Source organism: Clostridium sp. UBA7339 (genome assembly GCF_002470865.1).
Taxonomy (GTDB): domain Bacteria; phylum Bacillota; class Clostridia; order Clostridiales; family Clostridiaceae; genus Clostridium_J; species Clostridium_J sulfidigenes.
Map to the genome: position 1 here is coordinate 748,467 of NZ_DKPI01000014.1, position 19,806 is coordinate 768,272.

The window sequence follows — 19,806 nt, forward strand, 5'->3', positions numbered from 1 at the left end:
TATTCCTCCATTTTATTTATTTTTCTTATATACTTAAATTACACAATTTTTGTGGAATTATATATGAACAATCATTTACTCCATCATGATAAATATTAGCATCAATGGCAAATACCTCTTTTACTAATTCTGAAGTTATTACATCATTAGGCTTTCCAAAGTTACAAACCTTTCCTTTTTTTAAAACATAAATTTTATCTGAATATCTAATTGCTTGGTTCAAATCATGCAGTACCATAACAACAGTAAGATTTAAAGATTCATTTAATTCTTTAACCGTTTCAAGAACTTCTAATTGATATGATATATCTAAAAAAGTTGTAGGTTCATCCAACACTAAAATACTAGGTTTTTGCGCCAAAGCCATTGAAATCCACGCTCTTTGTCTCTCTCCACCCGAAAGTGTAGATACATATCTATCTTTTAAATTGTATATCTTTGTCTTTTCCATTGCCCACTTTATTATTTTCTCATCATCCTTATTTATTCTTGTCCCAAATTTCAAATGGGGCTGCCTTCCATAAGACACCAAATTCTCAACGGTTACATCCATATTAATATTTCTAACTTGAGGTAATATTGCCATCTCCTGTGCAATTTTCTTGGTATTAAACTTATAAATATTCTTACTATATAACTCTACTTCACCACTAGTTACCTTTATAAATCTAGACAGAGCTTTTATAAGGGTAGACTTCCCTGAGCCATTAGGACCAATAATTGTTACTATTTCACCTTTTTTAACTTCAAAATCTAAATTATCAATAATTTTCTTTTTACTATAACTCACATTAATTTTTTTTGCTTCTAAGGCAATCATTATTTAGCCCCCCTTGATCTAAGTAAATATAAGAAGAAAGGTGCACCCAATACAGACATTATTATTCCTACTGGTATTTCAATAGGAGAAAATAATGTTCTTGCAAGCAAATCACATATAAGCACAACAATAGCTCCTAATAAAACTGCTGCTGGAAACAAAAATCGGTAATCAGCTCCAATAATCAATCTAGTAATATGTGGTACAATTAAGCCCACAAAACCTAATAAGCCTACTACACTTACTGCACTACCTGCAAGTAATGAAGATAAAATTATAAATATAAATCTTAGTCTTTCTACATTAACACCTAACCCAGTAGCAACTTCATCTCCTAAAACAAGAATGTTAAGCTTGTCAGGTAACATTAAAGCAATTATTACTCCCACTATTACATAAGGTAATACACTATGTACATCTGCCCAAGTAACTCCATTAAGTCCTCCAACCATAAAATTTATAACTCCCGAAACTCTATCAGGGAAAAAGGTTAGTAAAGCATTATTTCCTGCACCTAATAAAGAATTCACTGCAACCCCTGCTAAAATTAGCCTATTGGGCAACAATCCATCTTTCCAAGCTAATCCATAAATAAGCATGGTTACTATAAAAGCCCCTACAAATGCTCCTAAGGGAACCAGATGATAATATTGAGGAAATAAAATTAGAATTAAAAGCGCTGTAAATCCAGCACCTGAAGATACCCCAATTATGCTTGGACTAGCTAATGAATTTCTCATAACTCCTTGAATAATTGCACCTGATAAAGACAAGGAAGCCCCTACTAATACAGAAACAATAGTTCTTGGTAACCGTATATTCCAAATAATATGATAATTTGCCGTTCCCTTTTTAATTGTAAGAGCTTGAATTATTTCTTTAGGGCTAACATTTATAGCTCCCATGCCAACACTTAAAAATAGACTAATTATAAAAATCACTAATAAGATGACCAAGATAATATATTTATTTCTATTCTTAATTCTCATAAACCCTCCTTACCTTAAATATTCAATTAGGTATACACATTTTTCAAAATACAGTTAATATTATATTTCTACAAATAAAAAATCCATACCAAATATGGTATGGAAATAAAAAGCACATCAAATTAGTTATGACAACGCAAATTTAGTCGGTGATAAGATAAGAATACCCTCACCGATAATCTCTATTTTTGCACACCCTTAGATACGAAGAGTATTGTACAACTAACATAGGCAGGTTTCCTGACTTATGTCCACACAAAACGCCTTCCCAAGTAACTCAGTGGCATATGCTTTGTGTATAGGACAATTACAGTAGCGGCTCTGCGTAGGATTTTCACCTAGCTTCCCTTTTAACATAAATGCACCCATATTTCCATTATTAACATATTATTATTATACGTTTATATAAATATAAAGTCAATGTAATAACCCGTATTACATATTTTAAAAATAAAGAGAGAAATCCCATTTTATACTGGAATTCTCCCTTTATTAATAAGTATAACTTATACCTTATATTTTAAATTGCTGAACCACTTCATTTAATTGTTGTGCCAGTTCTGCTTGGCTTTGTGCCGTTTGAGCTACTTGCTCTATAGCTTTTGTGGTTTCATCCATATTTTCTTTTATAGTCTCTGCTTTTTCACTAGATTCTTGAGCAGACTCAGCCATATTTTGAATGGCTTCGCTTACTTGTCCCACTGTAGCTGTAATTTCCTGTGACATAGCTGCTATTTCTTCTGACATATTGCTTACAAAATCAGAATCAAAATGATATTGATTACCTGTCTCTTCATATTCGTCATAAGTTTTCATTATATCTACATCAATGAATTTTAATATGTCATTTCCCGTTTCTATACTTTTATTAAATATTTGTTTTACTGACTCTATAGTTTTTTGTATTTCTACTACAGCACCAGAAGATTGTTCTGCAAGTTTTCTTACTTCTTCTGCAACTACTGCAAACCCACGTCCTTGTTCTCCTGCTCTTGCAGCTTCGATAGCAGCATTTAAAGCTAGTAGGTTAGTTTGATCAGCTATAGATGATATTGTATCTGTCATAACCCTAATGCTATCTATTACAGAACTTTCTTCTATAACCTTCTTCATATTAGCTTCCTTTTGAATGTATAGTTCTTTTGCTATCTTTTTAATCTCTTTGCTATTCTCCTTTACCTTGCTGGCTCTCACTTTAGAATCACTTGCATTATTGCTTCCTTCCATGGCCTTTGAAGATAATATATTCACACTTGAATCCACTTCTTCAACAGATGCAGTTATCTCCTCTGTAGCAGCACTTGACTCCTGCATACCACCTGCAATAGTATTAACAGCCTCGTTAACATTTACAGTTTTAGCTGCCAATTCCTCAACAGTTGCTGAAAGTTCTTCCGCAGATGCACTTATATTTTCCGAATTCTCCATTATAATTTTTACGATAGAATGAATGTTTTCTGTCATCTTATTCAGATACTTACTCATTTCACCAAGCTCATCATTGCTTTTTAATTCTAGTTTTTCTGTTAAATCTCCATTTGCAATCTTCATAGCAAAAGCATTAACCTTTTTAATGTTCTTTCCTATATAATTAGCAAAAAATAATATAAATAATACTACTATTACAATTGCAACTACTATTATTATACTTATTTTATTTCTTAGTGAATTAATTTGAAGATATACTTCTTCCTCAGGAATACATACAGCAATAATCCACTCTGTACCTTCTACGGTGCTATAATAAACCTTTTGAATTCCTTTATCATCTGTAAATGTTCCTTGACCATTCTTATCAGTTAACATTTTTTCACCTAAGACTGACAATGTAGAATTTTCATCATCTTTTATATTAGTTTTCATAATTTTAGATTCATCTACATCTGCAACATATAAACCACTTTTATCTATTAAAAATGCCCTTCCTTCTTTACCGATTTGCATATTTTTTATATTATTTTGTAAAGTAGATAAATCTATATCTGCTGTGGTAACTCCTATAAAATTATTATTTGAATCGTACATTGGACATGTAGCAGTTATCATAGAAACTTTCGCTACATCATCATAATAAGGTGATGACCATTCAACACTCTTATCAGTGTCTTGTCCTATTTTATACCAATCACCTGTTTTATAATCTGTCTTACTATATTCATCTGTATAAGTACCTTTACCGTTTAACTTGTATGCATAAGGTCCAAATAGCTGAATATCTTTCTTATATTTAAATGGTTCAAACCAAACACCAGCTCCAAAAGTTTCATCATTTGTGTCAATTAAGCTTTCCAACACACCTTTATAATTTTCTTCAGTCAGCGATGATACAGAATTCTCAGCCACTTTAGCTAAACTTTCAGATATTTTCTGATGCCTCTCCAAACTCTTTTCAATTTCTTGCGACTTTTCATTTAGTTTACTATTCATGTTTATTTCGAGCTCACTATTTATTATCTTTTTTGCACTTGAATAACTCATATATGCCAGTACAACCATAGAAGCTATTATTACAGGCATAAGTAACAAAATCATCTTTACCTTAATACTTTTAATTTTTATACCTTTAACCTTCACACCCTTAAACTTCATAATTTCAGCCTCCCTCATTTTTAGCTTATATTTTACAATATATTATTTTATTTATCGTATCAATTAATATATTAAAATAGTATAAGCTTAATATTTCTTGTTATTTCATTAAATTGATTTTATTTTCACATACAAAAAATAGTATAAAATATATATAAGCTATTTTATACTATTTTTTGTAATAATATTTTGTTATTAAATGTTAATTTAAATATATTTTTTTAGTTTTCATCTTCCTATGATACTTCATATAATTCATTATGTTAACCTTACTATACCATTTACTCCTATTAAAATCTTAAAAATACACATTAATAATACTATTTATATATGTAACTAATTAGGTCATGACATTTAATATCTACGAGAAAGGGAAAAAGAAAGACTATGAGTTATTAATTTAGATATCTCATAGTCTTTCTTCTTATATTGAAAAATTTAAAATTTATATCTTAAATTTTTGAATCATTTCATTTAATTGTTGCGCAAGTTCAGCCTGAACCTGTGCTGTTTGAGCTACTTGCTCTATAGCTTTTGTAGTTTCATCCATGCTTTCTTTTATAGTTTCTGCTTTTTCACTAGATTCTTGTGAAGATTCAGCCATATTTTGAATTGCTTCACTCACTTGTCCTACTGTGGCTGTAATTTCTTGTGACATAGCTGCTATTTCTTCTGACATATCACTTACAAAATCAGAATCAACATAGTATTGATTACCTGTTTCTTCGTATTCATCATAAGTCTTCATTATATCTACATCAATGAATTTTAATATGTCATTTCCTGTTTCTATACTTTTATTAAATATTTGTTTTACTGTCTCTATAGTTTTTTGTATTTCTACTACAGCACCAGAAGATTGTTCTGCAAGTTTTCTTACTTCTTCTGCAACTACTGCAAAACCTCGCCCTTGCTCTCCTGCTCTTGCAGCTTCAATAGCTGCATTTAAAGCAAGCAGATTAGTTTGATCTGATATAGAAGATATAGTATCTGCCATAACTCTAATATTATCTATTACAGAACTTTCATCTATTACCTTTTTCATATTCGCTTCCTTTTGAATATATAGTTCTCCTGCTACCTGCTTTACCTTTTTGCTATTATCCCTTACCTTGCTTGCTCTTCCTTTAGACTCACTGGCATTATTACTTCCTTCCATAGCTCTTGAAGATAATATATTTATACTTGAGTCTACTTCTTCAATAGAAGCGCTTATTTCCTCTGTGGTAGCGCCGGATTCTTGTACACCTTCTGCAATTATATTTACAGCTTCATTAACAGTTACAGTTTTAGCTGCCAATTCTTCAACTGTTGCTGAAAGTTCTTCTGCAGATGCACTGATATTTTCTGAGTTTTCCATTATTATTTTTACTAATCCATTTACATTTTCTTGTGCAATATTTAAAGCAATAGCTGTTTGTCCAAATTCATCTTTACTCTCTATACTAATAGGTGCTGAAAAATCATAAGAAGCTAATCGAGTTGCAAAATCTTTAATTATAATTAAAGGTTTTATTATTTTTTTACTTACAAAAGATGATAAAACTATTGCTACTATTAATGAGGCAATAAGTAAAATTATATTAATAGTTATACTCTTTACTAAGTCTTTTTTTATAATAGCTTCTTTTTCAGCTATTATCTTATCAATCTCATCTATATAATTCCCTGTTCCTATTACCCAATTAAAAGGTTCATATAATTTACTATATCCTCTTTTAAGTGATGCTTCTGTTTCTCCCGATTTTGGAAACCAATATTCAGTATATCCTCCATTCTCCTTTTTACCATTCTCTATTATTTCTTTCACAAGATATTTTCCTTTAACATCTTGTGAATTTAATCTATTTGTTCCTTCAGTTTTAGACCCTAAAAGCACAATATTTTCACCCTCAACAGTATCGATCCAAAAATAACCCTCTTCACCAAACTTCAACTCTCTTACTAAATCCGCACTTTGTTTCTTAGCTTCATCAACAGTTAGTTTACCTATTTCAGTCTTTTTATTTATTGTATCTATCATACCAATTACAATTTCTACTTGTTCCTTAATTTTCATATCATAATCTTCATTTAAGATTTGTCTTTCACTATCTAATAGTGCATTGCTAGTTTGAATATTCATATAAGACATTACTACACTTATAGTAATCGCTGTTATTAGAGTTATTATTACTGTTGCAATACTCATTTTAGAACTAACTTTTTTTATACCTTCAATTCTCATAATATCAACTCCTTCACACTTTATTCACATTATATATATATTGTTTAATTTATCGTAACAATTCAGTTATAAGAATAGTGTAAAATTCAATTTTTATTGTATTTACTTTGCTATTGAATTTTTGCTTAAATAGTTTTCTATACATTATAAAAAAGATTGATTCGAATAATTATCCGAATCAATCTTTTATTAATATAGAGTCATAGCTCAATCATTGAGGCTGAACACTATTTTCTTTTTAAATAATAGAATATTGGAAGACCAGCAAGAGCTATACCAATCCCTATTATAGAATTCAATGGTGCAGATACAATTGTACTATATAATATGTAAATTCCTCCTAATATTCCCACCATTGGAATGAATGGATAAAGAGGAACTTTATATGGCCTTTTATCTGCAGGTATTTTTTTTCTAAGTCTAAATATACCAAAGACACCCATGACAAAGAATATCCATAAAACAAATATTAATAAGTCCGTAAGAGTATTAAATGTTCCCGAGAAAATATAAATAGTAGCTAGCACCCCTTCAAGAATTAATGCATTAGTAGGAGTTCCAAATTTTTTGTGTATCTTACCCAATTGAGTTGAATAGGGCAATTGTTTTCTCTGTCCCATAGCTAATGGGACTCTAGCACCTGTTAATAAATATCCATTCATAGCTCCAAATACAGATACTATAATTCCTGCAGTTATAAATGCAGCACCACCTTTTCCAAATAGTGAAACTGCTACATCCGATGCTGGTGTTGTTGATGCAACTATATTTTCAATGGGCATTACATTAACCATTGCTATACTTATTAATGCATATATAAATATAACTGAAGTAACTCCAAAAATAATTGCCTTAGGCATTTCCTTAGAAGGATTTTTTAATTCACCTGCTATGTTTGTAACCCCTATCCATCCATCATAAGCCCATAAGGTACCCAATACTGCAGCTCCAAAACCAGCTCCTTCAGTCATAACGGTAACGGAGCGAAAATCATGAGTTTTACCACTAATTAAACCAAATATAATAATAGCAACTATTGGAAGAAGCTTTCCCACCGTTGAAATAGTTTGAATTACTCCCCCATATTTAGTACTAATTATATTCATGATTATTACAAACACTAAGATTCCTACTGCTAGAAGTTTTTGCTCGAAGTTATTCATTGGAATAAAAAATGTAGCATAAGTGGAAAAAGCTATGGCTAAAGCTGCTCCCGATGCAGGATAAGATATTACTGTTTGAACCCATCCTAATAGGAAACCCCATACTTCTCCATACAGCTCCTCAAGATAAACATATAACCCACCAGTTTTAGGTATAGATGAAGCTATCTCCGCAATTGTAAGAGCAGAAGCTAAAGTTATAATACCTCCAACTACCCAAGCCATTATGCCCATTATAGGTGAACCTGCATCATTAAAAACAATACCTGGTTTTAGGAATATTCCAGATCCTATTATCATTCCAACTACTATTGCAATGGCTTCAATAAATGTTATTGTCTTCTTTTGTGTTTTTTCTATCATTGTTTCCTCCTAAATAGCTTTTTATAGCTTTATTATATCTTACAATTTGTTTTTTATGCTTAAGGCTTAATGTTATAAATTTCTATACTTCCATTAGAAATCAAATTTTTAACACCTTATTTTTTTTGTGTAATTTAACAAAATGTATTTCTTTTATATCAATTTTACAACTTAAAATCATGTACCTTATATTTTAAAAAATTTTTGCTAATTAGTCTAGTGTAAAATCACTTATATAAGAAAAACTATGCATAAAAATTTTTATTGATAATTTTTTATTAGAATGAATAATATATTTTTTTTTGCAAATTATAAGTTAGGTAGGAGGTGATATGTCATGGAAAACAACAATTGTAAAAATAATAACAACAAAAACAACAATAATAATAACAACAATAATAACAAAAATAACAACAACAACAAAAATAACAACAACAACAAAAATAACAACAACAAATAATATTTCACATACACAACTTATGGGAACAAAGGAATTTGTTTCTACATGTAAGAAAGTGGCAACAAAATCAGTATTAGCTGGCTTTGTTGCCACTTTTATTATAATAAAGTAATAAAAAAGTTATTTAGTTTTAAATCAAAAACCTGTTCCTAAAAATTATTGTAGCTAGTCTTCTGGTTTATAAACCACTTCACCATCAATTATAGTATACAAAGTTTTCGTAAATATCTCCATGGGATTGCCATCAAAGATTGCAATATCAGCATCCTTTCCAACTTCAATACTTCCAACTCTATGTGATACATTACATATTTCAGCTGCATTTATTGTAATTGCTTTAAGTCCTTCATCTATACCCAATCCTTCTTTTGCTGCGAATCCAGCACAAATTGCCAAATCTTGTATTCTTGTAACAGGATGGTCTGTAGTAATAGCTACCTTTACACCTGCCTTATGCAACAAGCCTGCTGTTTTAAAATCCATATTTTGTGTCTCTATTTTATTACGTACTGATAGCGTTGGCCCAATTATAGCTGGGAATCCAGACTCCTTTATCTCTTCTGCAATTAAATGCCCTTCTGTACAGTGATCAAGAGTCATTTTTAATCCAAATTGTTTAGCTATGCGTATTGCAGTTAGAATATCATCAGCTCTATGTACATGTGCTTTTAAAGGTATCTTTTTATCAAATACAGGTAACCAACATTCTTTTCTAAACTCTTCATTAAAATCCTTGTCTTCATTACCTGATTGTTGAGAGTTTTTCTTATTTTTATAATATTGCTGAGCTTCAAACAACTCTTCTCGTAAAAGAGCAGCTATGGACATACGTGATGTTGGCATCTTATCTTTATCATTATAATTTGATTTTGGATTTTCTCCAAATGCAACCTTCATTGCAGCAGGTTCCAGAACAACCATATTATCTATTGCTCTACCGTGAGTTTTGATAAATACAAACTGCCCACCCACCACATTTGAACTTCCTGGTCCAACCATTACTCCAGTAATCCCAGCACTCAAGGCTTTGTGGAAAGTGGAATCCATAGGGTTAATAGCATCTAAGGCTTTAAGGTAAGGTGTAACTGGCTCAGTCATTTCATTGCAATCATTACCTTCGAAACCTTTTCTTTCTTCTTGAATACCAATATGACTATGAGCTTCTATTATTCCAGGCATAACTATACAATTGCTTGCATCAATGACTTCAGAAATGGCACTGTTATCTTCATCAATGTATTCTCCTACCTTTATAATTTTTTTCCCATCTATTAAGATACATCCCTTATCATAATCCACACCAGCCATGGTCAATATTTTACCATTTTTAATTAATAACATAATCTTCTCCTTTCTAACATATAATAATCATTTGAAATTATAGCTAAACAACTCTAATTTCATCTTAATCTAAATGCATTTCTTAGCTAGACTTATCTCTTATCTAAGTATTTATATTTTGTAGGATTTTAAATAATTATTCATAATATTTTAAAGTTAAATATTACAAAAAACTTTCTTTAGATATTGAACTTTAAATCCACTTAATGTAAGTAATAGTTGAGAAGGAAGATAAAATAACCATATTAAAAAACCCAGAAAAAATTTTATGTTGCCTCCTGCTACTATATTATAAAGTCCCACATTTAAATCACACATAAAAAATAAAAACATACCTAAAGCAATTATCCATGAAGTTTTTTGAGAATATTTACCTCTAGTTATGGTACTCACTGAGCAGTAAAGACTAGTGATTAATAAAGATGCATATATAAGTGCTAAAACAACAAGATTTTTTCCTATTGATGCTATTTCTATTTTTAATGAAACTGTTAAGGCTATGGACAATGATACTATAAAAAACAATAAGTTTTTATATTTACTATTTTCCATAATACTATGCCTTATTATGTAAGTTATTTGAACTAGAGAAAAGAAAAAAACTCCCATAATATAATTGCCGGAAATTGCAAGAAAATAATCTGCAATTAAGGTAAATAGTCGAGCAAGCTGAACTAAACCTTTATCTCTTTTGCTATATCCATGGGATTTAATTAATAAGGATATGATAAAGCAAAGCACTATAGCTGAATATTTTAATGTCACTGAATATGTGTTTTTTAAATCTTTGGTTATAAAATCAATCCATAAAAAAATAAAGTAAATAATAATTATTATCCTAGAGCTAATTTTTATAAGATTTTTATTGCTTATAAGTTTATCCATTTACATCACCCAAGTATATTTATTTGCATTAACTGAGATTTATATTATTCCCCTTAATTGCTTATTATACTATTTGAATAAACCTTATTTATACAAAAAACTAGTAAGGATTCTCCCTACTAGTCTCTTTGTTATTAATATTTCTTTATTAAAGATGCCGCTTCTGTCTTTCCCTCAAGAATATAATTAAAAGGAAAAGCAAATTGGAGATATTTAAATACCCACTTGTTATTTTCTTTAATAAGCACACCCTCTAATCTAAATGGCCATATACAATCTTCACCTTTAGCATTTTCTTTGAAGGTTTCAGCAATTCTTCTTCTAATGTTAAAAAGCTTTTCTTTATCATTTAAATCCTTATTAAATATATCCTTTATTTTATTAACTGTGTTTTCAAAGGACTCTTCTTCTGAAATAACTTTTTCCATAGTACCTCTTATTACTACCCAAGCTATATCCTCATTAAAATCAACCATAGAATTTTCACTGTCTAACCTGATCTCATCATAGCATCCTCTATGATCCTTAATTAACTTCTTAATTTCTTCTTTACTAGTGAATATTTCTTTATCTGTATTAGCAACAAATATATTATTAGAAGAAAAATATTTATCAATTATCAAATTTAATTCCATATCCTTATCTAGATACTCACTATTAAAGTCTTTTATTAATTCTATTATTTCATTTTTCTTTATCTTATTTTTATGATAAGCTTCTTCTAATTCCTTTATTTTTTTATTAACCTCAGTTCTATCACAACTATCTTTATATTCCCTTACATCTGGTAGATGTCCAACTACAGGTAAAGAAAACTGCATATGCTTTATAATCCATCTATTTTCTTTTTTTATTAATATAAAGGAAATACGTATATCCCATAGATAATCTCTTTCTATATCATCCCTTTGATTTAATAAATGACATAAGGACCAATTAAGTTCTGTTAATTTAACCTTATTAGATTTTTTACTTTCATCAGAACTTTCATCAAAATATTCTTTAATATATCCTAAATAACGTGTATATGTGTCACTTCTACTGTTAAAAGAATATTTCACTGTAGCTGGAGTATAAATTATAGCTGTATTTTCAAGTTCCATTACAGTAGCCTCATCAGCTATAACTCTTAAATCTCCCCAATATTCCCAGTCACTTAAAAATATATCCTTAACTTCCTCATATCCAATACACCACTCGTCATCACATGTGCCTACTATAGTTACACTTTCATCCTTATCAAATAATTTATCCATAAAGATATCTATTTCATTAATATCCCTTTTAACATAGGCTTCATTAAATATATTCAATATTTCCTTAAATTCATTTTTTACTTGATTTTTCATATACTCATACCCCTTATCCTATTTATTTTTTCATTTTTACCTATCTAATTTAAAGGGTTAGATGTTTTACCTCTTCAACTAAATTAAAAAAGGCTGTAATAAAGCAACGCCTCATTACAACCAAAATATCTACAATATTTTACACAATAAAAAATATACTATATAAAGTGTAAAAAAGATTTTAATTTTAGTTCTATAAACTTCACATCGCTTACTTGTAAATTTTCTAAAGAAGCACAACAAATAAACCTAAATAATTAGGTAGTTAAGACTTCTTTCAGTATTAATTTTTACATTAAAAATTAATTAACAAGTAGCAATAATCACTTTATAGCACCTCCCATATGTTATGTGTAAATTTTACCATAGAAAACTTATAAAGTAAATAAAAATTATTAGACTATTTTATCAATTTATTGCATTACCAATATTTTTTCAGCAAAGTTACATAATTTAAGCTTAGTAGCATATTTTTTAATACATTTATCATAAATTATAAATTCCAACCAACCCATAGTGTATTAGTATAATACCTATACATTATTATCTATTAATCCTAGATCATATATCTTTTTAGCTATATCACTAGGACTGTCTTTACTTGTATCTACATGTAACTTTGCAGTTATGTCTTTCCATTCAAGTAACTGCTTGTCTATCATACTTTCTACTGGCTTTGGTAAAACTCCATTCATCCTTTTTGCAAATCTAGATTTTATTATTTCTGCATCAGCTGTAAAATTTATAGTAATAGCATCGTTAATAAATTTAAATTTTACTATATCCTTTTTTTCTGAGATTACATAGATTATTGATTTTGAGTGTAAATCTTTGTTATTACAACCTTCTTTCAATATTTCCTCAAATAGTTGCCATGCATTATTTTCATTTTTGTCCATACGTAAATAATCTTTTCCACTGTAAATCTGTACATCTGTAAGTTTTTTTAATTCTTCTGCTGCTGAAGATTTCCCCGAACAGCTTGGCCCCATAAATATAAATAACATAAATTCCCCTCCTAAAAATTTAATATAAACAGAGCTCTTTACTCCCACTTTGAAGAATATTGGAGTATTAGAGCTTGTAGGCATCGGATAAACAGTATCTGTTAACCTATTATACTAAGTGTAAAATATATCCATGCAAATAACAATTCTTTATATGTTATTATTTGTTAATTTATTAAAATAACTTTTCAAGTTTTATCTTTCTTCTTAACTACATTGATATTATTTACACGAATATTGCATACTTATTTTAAAATCCTTCAAAATTTACTTGTATATATCAAAAGTTTTATACATTCAACATCTATATCTATAACCATGATAATGTGCGCTATTACTAGATTAACACTCAATCAAATAATGCTATATTGATTTTAAAATATTTCATATTCATTTTTCACTTTTCCAATAATTGCAGTTTGACTTTTGTTTTTATTCATTATATAATTTTACTCACCATATAATTCTATAATTTTAGGTAAAAATTTAATTTATATAATAAAAATCATTAGAAGGGATTGGTAAAATGAAAAAAGGCAAAATAAGTTTATCAACAAAAATATTTATCGGATTAATCCTAGGTTTAATGACAGGTATTATATTCAACTTCATTCCAGAGGGTTTCATTCGCGATGAATTATTAATTAATGGAGTTTTCTATTTAGTTGGACAGGCATTTTTAAAAGCTATTATGATGCTTGTAGTACCTTTAGTTTTTATTTCTCTAGTTAACGGAGCTGCCAGCATGGGAGATATTAAAAAGTTAGGTAGAATTGGAGTAAAAACAGTATTATTTTACTTAGCTACTACGGCTATTGCCATTTCAATTGCATTATCACTGTCTACAGTATTTAAACCAGGTGTAGGATTAAATTTATCAAATTCTAGTTTAAGTGAAGTTACTATCAAAGAGGCTACACCATTAGTTGAAGTTATCCTTGATATGATACCGAACAACCCTATTGCATCCATGGCAAACGGGAACATGCTACAAATTATTGTATTTGCCATGTTAATAGGTGTAGGATTATCTACTCTAGGTGAGAAAACTAAAATGATAACAAATCTTTTTCAACAATTAAATGACCTTATTATGAAAATCGTAGACTTCGTAATGATAATTGCACCCATTGGAGTATTTGGTTTAATCGCTCGTACCTTTGCCACTCAAGGTTTTGATGCAATGATACCTTTAATAAAATATATGTCATTAGTTTTAATAAGCTTACTTATTCATGCTACTATTGTCTATGGTGGGCTATTAAAATTATTTACTAGATTAAGTCCTATAAGATTTTTCAAAAAATTCTTCCCAGCCATTTCAGTAGCTTTTTCTACCTCAAGCAGTAGTGCAACCTTACCAGTATCCATGGAAATTGCAGAAGAAAATTTAGGAATCTCAAAGGATGTTGCTTCCTTTACATTACCACTAGGGGCAACTATTAACATGGATGGGACCGCTATTATGCAAGGTGTAGCTACCGTATTTATTGCTCAAATTTATGGTGTTGATTTAACCTTAAGTTCTTTCTTAACTGTTATTTTAACAGCCACCTTAGCTTCAATTGGAACAGCTGGAGTACCTGGTGTAGGAATGATTATGTTATCCATGGTATTACAATCAGTAGGTTTACCAGTGGAAGGTATCGCTTTAATCATGGGAATTGATAGGATTCTAGATATGGCAAGAACCTCTGTTAATATTACTGGTGATGCAGTATGTACAATGATTGTAGCAAAGGCTGAAGGAGAATTTAATGAAGAAATCTTTAATTCTGAAACTGTAAAAAACAAATCCCTATAGTGATATAATTCTCATTGTTATGTCATCTCTATATATACCAAACAGGTTAACACCTAAATTGAGTGTTAACCTGTTTTTTCTAGTATACTGTTTAAAATTCAATACTATTTCATTTACTAGTATAAAATAATTGGTTTTACACAAAATATAATCGGAGGTGCAGTATTATGGAAATAACATTATCACAAAAAGAAAGAACTTTACTAGAGGATCAAAAAAAACATGAGGAAATTTGCATTGAAAAGTATACAAATTATGCAAATCAAGCTAAAGACAGTCAGTTAAAAGATATTTTTAATGCTAATGGACAATCAGAAAGAACCCATCTAGGTAGCATCAATCAATTATTAAGTGGTCAACTTCCTCAAATGGGTCAGCAACAACAAGGTCAACAGAATCCGCAAAGTCAAAATCAAAACTCAGGGCAAAATATGACAGCTCACGGTTCCACAACAAATACAAATAATATGCAATCAGGAGGAGTTAATTTATCTGATGCTGATATGTGTACAGATTTATTGATGACTGAAAAATATGTTTCAGGAACCTATGATACTACAATATTCGAATTTAGAGATACTAGAGTTCGTGATGTATTAAATCACATACAAAAAGAAGAACAAAAACACGGAGAAGCTATATTCCAATACATGGAGAAGAATGGCATGTATAACGTTCAATAGTATTAGGATTGTATCCAAATTATCTCTAGTAATATAATATAAAAAAATCATGGATAGTTCAGTATAAATAACTGATATCTATCCATGATTTTTAAATTCACAAACTCTTATAGAGCCCTTATATACCAACTTACTAACCCATTTCAGACTCAAACCTTTAAATATTTTGCATTAATCCCTTAAATCAAACTGCCTTTTCATCCTGATCAGTTAGATACCACTTACTTTGAGCTTCATACATCTCACTATACTTTCCATCTATACTTATAAGTTCATCATGGGTACCTACTTGTACAATTTCACCCTTATCCATAACTACTATTCTATCTGCAATCTTAGCAGAACCAAGTCTATGAGTAACGATTATAGCAGTTTTATCCTTGGACATCTCTTTAAACTTCTTATATATTTTAGTCTCTTCTATAGGATCTATGGCTGCTGTAGGTTCATCTAAAATTATCATGTTACTATCCTTATAAAAACCCCTAGCTATAGCTAACCTTTGCCATTGCCCACCAGATAAATCTATACCATCAAATTCTCTAGATAGCATGGTATCATAACCATCTTGAAATTTTTCCTTTGAAACCTGAAAATCTGCTTTATCTATAGCTTCTTTTAGTAGTTCTTCCTTTATTTCATTAGATTTTTCACTTATAGATATATTATCTCTTAAAGTCATTTTATATCGTTGGTATTTTTGAAATACCCCTGATGTAACCCTATATAATTCTTTAGCTGATATTTTATCTATATCTATACCATTTATTGAAGCATTACCTTTAGTAGGGCTATATATTCCTGTAAGAATCCTAACTAAGGTACTCTTACCAGCTCCATTTTCCCCAACAATGGCAATGGTTTCTCCTGAATTCATCTTTAAAGATATGTCTTTCAAAGAACTTATATCAGTTCCTGGATAAGTAAAGCTTACATTATCAATTGAAATACTAGGTACTCCTACAATTTCTATGTCCTCCCCTTCTCTTTCAGGGATTTCTAAAAATCTAATAAAGTTTTTCACTGTACCTAAATCTTCAGCCATGTTTCCTATATGCATACATATCAGCTCATTCATTAAAGAAAACATAAAGCCTATAGATGAAAATACTGCCCCAAAGGCACCTATTGATATAGAACCATCTAAAAGTGCATATACAAGAAGTGCTAAAACCCCCATATAACCAAGTAATGTTAACATCTTCATGGCTAGCTCTGCAAGTCCTGATTTTTTTTCTGCTTGCCAATTATTTTTATTCATAAGCTCTAAGGTACTTATATATCTTTTTTTGAAATAGAAGAACCCTCCTAAAAGCCTTGTTTCCTTATAATATTCTCTATCCATTATACATTTTTCATAATGTTCATATTCTCTTCTTATTGGAGCTACCTTATCTTCTAAATTAGTGAATATCTTAATTCTAATTAGTTGTGATATAGCTACTGGAATAAATACTAATATAATAGAAATAGAAAGTATAGGCTTTAATTTATAAAGATATATACCCATAAAAATAAAATATGGAATATAGAAGGTTACTATTACAATTAATATCAAAGACATCCAAAGTCCACCCTCTAATCCCTTCTGAGCCTTATTAATATCATCAAGTAATGTTGGATTTTCAAAATCAGCGGCATCTAACTTTGAGCTTTTATGATTTAATATCTTACCTATAGTTCCCTTTGCCTTATTAACTAAGGCATTAGCTAAAAAGTTAGATATCCCATTAAGCACTTGTGTAAGAACTAATGAAATACATAGTCCTCCTAGCATAAAATATACTATTTTTAACTCTACTTTCCCTAAGAAAGTAGCTGTAATGGAGTCAAAAAACTTTTGTGTCATGAAAGTATTTACTACATAAGCCAAGCTATGTAGTATTGAAGTTAATATAGCTGCCACTGTAAGTATAGGACATGATTTAATTATCATAGGTTCAACTGTCCTTACTATCTTTAAAAAAGAAATATCTTTACTTTTCCCTTCCATTATATATACCAACTCCTTTGACTTTCATACATTTTTGTATAAACCCCATTTCTTTTCATAAGCTCCTCATAGGAACCACTTTCTACAATGGCTCCATCTCCTATAACGAAGATTTCATCTGCAATCTTTGTTGAGCCAAGCCTATGACTGATAAATATAGTAGTTTGTCCCCTACTTATCTCTTCAAATTTTTCATAGACATTACTTTCACTTATAGGATCTAAGGCTGCAGTTGGCTCGTCTAAAATTCTAATGGATGCTGGACTTACAATTCCCCTTGCCATAGCTATACGTTGCCACTGTCCTCCTGACAAATCTACACCATCATTTTTAATTTTACCCAAGTTTGAACTGATACCTAGAGGTAATCCTCCAACAACATCTTGCAGTTCAACAGTTTCTATAGCCTTATTCATATTATCTAGGTTATCAAAGCTATTGATATCTCCTAATAAAATATTATCTCTAAAAGAAATACAATATCTTGCAAAATCTTGATACACTACAGAGCACATTGCTTTTAACTGATCTTGTCTATATGTCTTTATAGATTTTCCATTTATCAAAATTTCTCCTTCAAAGTCCTCATATAAGCCAGTTATAAGTTTAGTTATTGTAGTCTTACCAGCTCCATTAGCACCTACAAAAGCATAATGCCTTCCTTCTTCTATGACAAAAGACATATCCTTTAAAATATACTTTTCTGTGCCTGGATATTTAAAAGATACATTTCTAAACTCTAAGGACTTTAATTTGCTAACCTCCTTAGCTGGTCTTAATAAGTATCCTTCATCACCTTCTAATTTTAAAAAGTTAGTTAAGTCAACAAGATACTCTTTATTCTTTGCTAAATTATCTCCATACTCAGGAAGGCTCCAAGCTAAATATTGTATTAATTCAAATACGCTATTAACAATGGACATAAACATTCCTATGGATAAAATTCCACTAGTTACAGGTCCTATTAAAATTAAAACTATCAATACAGATAAAATAGCAATAATAACCCCACCAGTTTTCATATTAACGTACCATTTAAGACTTACCTTAAGTTCATGCTTTCTAGCAGTTTCAAACTCTTTATGCCACTGGTTATTAATCTTATCAGAATAGCCAAACAAGGTTCTTTCTTCCACTGCCTCACGACCGTTTAACACTTCTTCTAAGTATTTAACCTTTCTTTTATTTTTCTCTACTTCTCTATTTGCTTCATAAGTTTCCTTTCCACTTTTTAAAGCTATAAAAAATAGAGGTACAGAAATTAAAACAATTAAAACTGCAGACCACCATACTTGAATAAATAAAACTACTAGTATTCCTGTTATTTTTAAAATCATTGCTATCATATCTAAAGATGAAATATAGGCCTTAGTACATTGAACTTCTGGCTCCTTTATAACCCTAGATATCAAATCCCAACTATCCTGACTTTCTATATATTTATATCTCAAGGTTGCTATTTTTTCTACAATCTTTACCCTGAATTCACCTCTTAGTCTGTTTTTAATCTGAACCTCTGCAAACTTTGATAATTGCGTAGAAATCCAGTCATAAGCTAAAAGAAGTATCACAAATAATAAAGGCATTACTATATCTTTAATATCTTTTTCTTGTTTAAATATTAAAATTGCAATATCTAGAAACTTAGCCGTAGCCAAAATTTGTAGTGTTGGAACTAAACCATCCAAAAGTTTTTGTATTGCTATTAATGTAGCCTGTGCTGGTGCAAATTTAAATGGAATTTTAATTATATCCCCCGCATTATAATTTTTACTTTCTAATCTCATAATTTCCCCCCATTTACATACCCGTCTATTACTTTATACTATTGAATCATCTCCTCTGAACAATATTGTATATCTATTGTTTATTCACCTCAGTAATAGTTTACAGTATATTAATATAATTTAATTTATTAAACTATTTAACTAAATATGTATATATTATAACACCATCTTTACTTAAATAACATATTTATACATAAATGTTTATTTATAATTGAAATAATCGTATTAGTGAAAGCTAATTTTTATTAAAATATTGCTTTACTCTAGGAGACTTAGCCTTAGTCATATCAATGGCATAAAGGTGCAAGAACATAAAAACATTGATTCTCATAAAACTTAACTTAGA

At 29.7% G+C, this 19,806-nt stretch carries 14 protein-coding genes and 1 riboswitch; of the genes, 3 read left to right on the forward strand and 11 right to left on the reverse strand.

All coding sequences use genetic code 11. The features are described from left to right. Positions 1-25: 25 nt before the first annotated feature. The 5 genes from B2S02_RS17710 to B2S02_RS17730 form a co-directional block, all read right to left on the reverse strand. Complete coding sequence (locus B2S02_RS17710; protein WP_346921100.1) at positions 26-820, reverse strand: ABC transporter ATP-binding protein; 795 nt, start codon at positions 818-820, stop codon at positions 26-28. After that, a complete protein-coding gene (locus tag B2S02_RS17715) occupies positions 820-1,809 on the reverse strand; it encodes an iron ABC transporter permease (RefSeq protein ID WP_346847746.1) in 990 nt (329 codons plus the stop codon). The genes B2S02_RS17710 and B2S02_RS17715 overlap by 1 nt, the downstream gene beginning before the upstream one ends. Before the next feature lie 213 nt (positions 1,810-2,022). Next, positions 2,023-2,193, reverse strand: a riboswitch (cobalamin riboswitch). Between the two features lie 129 nt (positions 2,194-2,322). Beyond that, the gene (locus tag B2S02_RS17720) at positions 2,323-4,398 is read right to left on the reverse strand and encodes a methyl-accepting chemotaxis protein (protein ID WP_346847747.1); all 2,076 of its coding nucleotides are present in this window, start codon (positions 4,396-4,398) and stop codon (positions 2,323-2,325) included. 445 nt (positions 4,399-4,843) lie between these two features. Beyond that, entirely contained in the window at positions 4,844-6,625 is a 1,782-nt protein-coding gene (locus B2S02_RS17725) for a methyl-accepting chemotaxis protein (protein WP_346876678.1), read from the reverse strand. A 227-nt stretch (positions 6,626-6,852) separates the two neighbouring features. Next, positions 6,853-8,151, reverse strand: a complete 1,299-nt coding sequence (locus tag B2S02_RS17730; RefSeq protein ID WP_346876679.1) for an APC family permease — start codon at positions 8,149-8,151, stop codon at positions 6,853-6,855. A gap of 332 nt (positions 8,152-8,483) precedes the next feature. Here B2S02_RS17730 and B2S02_RS17735 point away from each other — a divergent pair, with 332 nt between their 5' ends. Then, on the forward strand, positions 8,484-8,723 hold the full coding sequence (locus B2S02_RS17735; RefSeq protein WP_346892725.1) for a hypothetical protein: 240 nt from the start codon (positions 8,484-8,486) through the stop codon (positions 8,721-8,723). 53 nt (positions 8,724-8,776) lie between these two features. Here the strand turns inward: B2S02_RS17735 and B2S02_RS17740 are convergent, their stop codons facing one another. The 4 genes from B2S02_RS17740 to B2S02_RS17755 all read right to left on the reverse strand — a co-directional run bounded on the left by B2S02_RS17740 (position 8,777) and on the right by B2S02_RS17755 (position 13,193). After that, the gene (locus B2S02_RS17740) at positions 8,777-9,952 is read right to left on the reverse strand and encodes an amidohydrolase (protein ID WP_346876681.1); all 1,176 of its coding nucleotides are present in this window, start codon (positions 9,950-9,952) and stop codon (positions 8,777-8,779) included. A gap of 156 nt (positions 9,953-10,108) precedes the next feature. Further along, a complete protein-coding gene (locus B2S02_RS17745) occupies positions 10,109-10,837 on the reverse strand; it encodes a hypothetical protein (RefSeq protein ID WP_346847752.1) in 729 nt (242 codons plus the stop codon). Between the two features lie 134 nt (positions 10,838-10,971). After that, a complete protein-coding gene (locus B2S02_RS17750) occupies positions 10,972-12,186 on the reverse strand; it encodes a hypothetical protein (protein ID WP_346921101.1) in 1,215 nt (404 codons plus the stop codon). A 533-nt stretch (positions 12,187-12,719) separates the two neighbouring features. Beyond that, positions 12,720-13,193 (reverse strand): hypothetical protein, encoded by a 474-nt coding sequence (locus B2S02_RS17755; protein WP_346847754.1) that lies wholly within the window; start codon positions 13,191-13,193, stop codon positions 12,720-12,722. A gap of 526 nt (positions 13,194-13,719) precedes the next feature. Between B2S02_RS17755 and B2S02_RS17760 the strand changes: the two genes are divergently transcribed. Then, positions 13,720-14,997: a dicarboxylate/amino acid:cation symporter gene (locus B2S02_RS17760; RefSeq protein WP_346847755.1), complete on the forward strand. Its 1,278-nt coding sequence runs from the start codon at positions 13,720-13,722 to the stop codon at positions 14,995-14,997. A 167-nt stretch (positions 14,998-15,164) separates the two neighbouring features. Beyond that, the gene (locus B2S02_RS17765) at positions 15,165-15,680 is read left to right on the forward strand and encodes a spore coat protein (RefSeq protein ID WP_346921102.1); all 516 of its coding nucleotides are present in this window, start codon (positions 15,165-15,167) and stop codon (positions 15,678-15,680) included. A 184-nt stretch (positions 15,681-15,864) separates the two neighbouring features. Here B2S02_RS17765 and B2S02_RS17770 read toward each other — a convergent pair whose 3' ends face one another. Together B2S02_RS17770 and B2S02_RS17775 are read right to left on the reverse strand one after the other, a co-directional pair. Then, positions 15,865-17,673, reverse strand: a complete 1,809-nt coding sequence (locus B2S02_RS17770; protein ID WP_346921103.1) for an ABC transporter ATP-binding protein — start codon at positions 17,671-17,673, stop codon at positions 15,865-15,867. After that, positions 17,673-19,460: an ABC transporter ATP-binding protein gene (locus B2S02_RS17775; RefSeq protein WP_346921104.1), complete on the reverse strand. Its 1,788-nt coding sequence runs from the start codon at positions 19,458-19,460 to the stop codon at positions 17,673-17,675. Before B2S02_RS17775 ends, B2S02_RS17770 begins: the two co-directional genes overlap by 1 nt. Between the last annotated feature and the right edge of the window lie 346 nt (positions 19,461-19,806).